Consider the following 2,818-nt stretch of genomic DNA (forward strand, 5'->3'; position numbering starts at 1 on the left):
CAGTATCTATATAAGTAATAGTAGCGATTCGAATACCAAGTTGTGAATCCGTATCGGTGTTTTTCAGTTTGATGGCTTCCACCACCTTTGCCACATCCTCAGCTGTAAAAGTACCTGAGGTTTTGCTAATGATTAAAGTTTGAGAAGAGTGAGTGTAGGTGTATTCTAAGTCAGCAACGGTGCCGATGACTTTGTTGGTTGCGGCAATATTACCACTTAATGTAATGTCGGTATCTAGTATCAGTTTGTCATTAGTTGCGTTAAAACCTACGCCACCTAATACCACTTTAATAGATTTAATATCTGTATCAGTGGTGTTTGAAATATCGGCGTCAAAGGCGACGCCTACTGCAATTTCTGAACGGGTAAACAGTGCTTTGCTGGTGGATTGTATGTCTGCTGCTGGATCTAAATCAACAGCATTTGGCACTTTGGTATCAATTATTAAGAATACTGAATTATTCGCATCAGCACCATCAACATTGATATTACCCGCCGCGTCGCTAAATTTATCACTTGCTACTGAGATTGTGCCTGCAGTTGTGCTGTTGGTTGGGGTAAAAGTTGCTGTATAAATTTTACTTTCATTAGCCTTAAGTGCAAAATCAGTCAATATACCCCCTGTAACAACCACATCAGTGGCGTCAAAATCAGCGGATACTTCGCTTAGAGTAAAGGTAATGGTGGCACTCTCACCTACTTTAAGCTTGCTCACATTACTGGTAATGGCAATGGTAGGTAGGTTTGTATCAGATATTGTTATACCCTTTTGAATCCAAATTTCAGCATTAGCACTTGTATTGGCGTCACTATGAGCGTAAACAGTATAAGTAACACCATCAACAGTTTTCTCAGTTGTTGAATCATCAAAGCCTGTGGCAATCACTTTATCACCACTATTGCCCAATACTTTAAGAATATTGGTGCTAGTAGAAGCATCTAATAAATCATCTAAGTTGAGCTTTAGGGTGTTGTCGCCTGAGCCTGTCATATCAATAACTTCAATGTCTTGAATGCGTCTGTCGCTGATCTTGGTTAAATCTAGGGTTAAACCTGCACCCTCTAATTTAAGGGTATCAGCACCACCACCGCCATCAACACGAGCACGGTTGCCTGTGCCAGTTTGTTCTAATGCGGTGATGTTGCTGGCGTTGATGATGATCGTATCATCACCTGCGCCTGCGTTAAAGACATCCATACCACCGTTACCTGTTAGGGTGTCGTTACCTGCACCAGCAACAAAGATTTCATCTTTGTTGGTTACAGTACTGGTAAGGGTGTTGTCGTCTTTATTGCCAAGGTAATCAATGGTGTATTTTGACTCATCGCCTAGTTTTGATAAATCTACGGCATCAGTGTCGGTTTTACCGAAGATGACATAGGATTTGCCTGCGTTTGTCTTGCCACTTGGATCGGCTTGATAAGCGCCTACAATTAAATCATCTAAGCCATCGCCGTTGACATCACCTGCGCTGGAGACTGAACTACTATAATCACTCGCTGACTCGCCGTTAATAACAAAGCCGCCTATGCCAGCGACAATAATTGATAAATTAATAGCGGTGTTATCTTGTTTGCCGAAGATGACATAGGATTTGCCTGCGTTTGGCTTACCGCTTGGATCGGCTTGATCAGCACTTACAATTAAATCATCTAAGCCATCGCCGTTGACATCACCTGCGCTAGAGACTGCGTGACCATTATAATTAAACTCTGACTCGCCATTAATAACAAAGCCACCTGTACTTGTGCCAGTGGCAATGGCTGATAAGTTAATGGCATCGGTGTTGTCTTGTTTGCCGAAGATGACATAGGATTTGCCTGCGTTTGGCTTACCGCTTAGATCGGCTTGATAAGCACCCACAATTAAATCATCTAAGCCATCACCGTTGACATCGCCTGCACTGGAGACTGTGCGACCACTATAATCATACGCTGACTCGCCATTGATAACAAAGCCGTCTGTGCTTGTGCCAGCAGCAATGGCTGATAAGTTAATAGCGGTGTTGTCTTGTTTGCCGAACACAACATACGACTTACCTGCGGATGATTTATTGTTTGGATCAGCTTGATAAGCACCCACAATTAAATCATCTAAGCCATCGCCGTTAACATCGCCTGCGCTGGAGACTGAGTAACCACTCTCATCATCCGCTGACTCGCCATTGATAACAAAGCCGTCTGTGCTTGTGCCAGCAGCAATGGCTGATAAGTTAATAGCGGTATTGTCTTGTTTGCCGAACACAACATACGATTTACCTGCGTTTGATTTATTACTTGAATCGGCTTGATAAGCACCCACAATTAAATCATCTAAACCGTCGCCATTGACATCGCCTGCGCTGGAGACTGACCAACCACTATGATCACCCATGGACTCACCATTGATAACAAAGCCACCTGTACCAGCAGCAATGGCTGATAAGTTAATGGCATCGGTGTTGTCTTGTTTACCGAATACAACATACGATTTACCTGCATTTAATTTACTGCTTGGATCGGCATATAAAGCACCCACAATTAAATCATCTAAGCCGTCGCCGTTGACATCGCCTGCGCTGGAGACTGAGATGCCACTAAAGTCACCCGTTGACTCACCATTGATAACAAAGCCACGCTGCGCCTCTTGTAATGAAGCAGTTGCTGAGGCTGATTCATTATCTACAGTATCTATATAAGTAATAGTAGCGGTTCGAATACCAAGTTGTGAATCCGTATCGGTGTTTTTCAGTTTGATGGCTTCCACCACCTTTGCCACATCCTCAGCTGCAAAAGTACCTGAGGTTTTGCTAATAATTAAAGTTTTAGAAGAGCGAGT

At 43.1% G+C, this 2,818-nt stretch carries 1 protein-coding gene; it reads right to left on the reverse strand.

Annotation, left to right across the window (positions count from 1 at the left end):
- A partial coding sequence (locus tag BBROOKSOX_RS09860) for an Ig-like domain-containing protein (protein ID WP_180323979.1) occupies positions 1-2,818 on the reverse strand: 2,818 nt, incomplete at both ends.

Source organism: bacterium endosymbiont of Bathymodiolus sp. 5 South (genome assembly GCF_900128535.1).
GTDB lineage: Bacteria > Pseudomonadota > Gammaproteobacteria > PS1 > Pseudothioglobaceae > Thiodubiliella.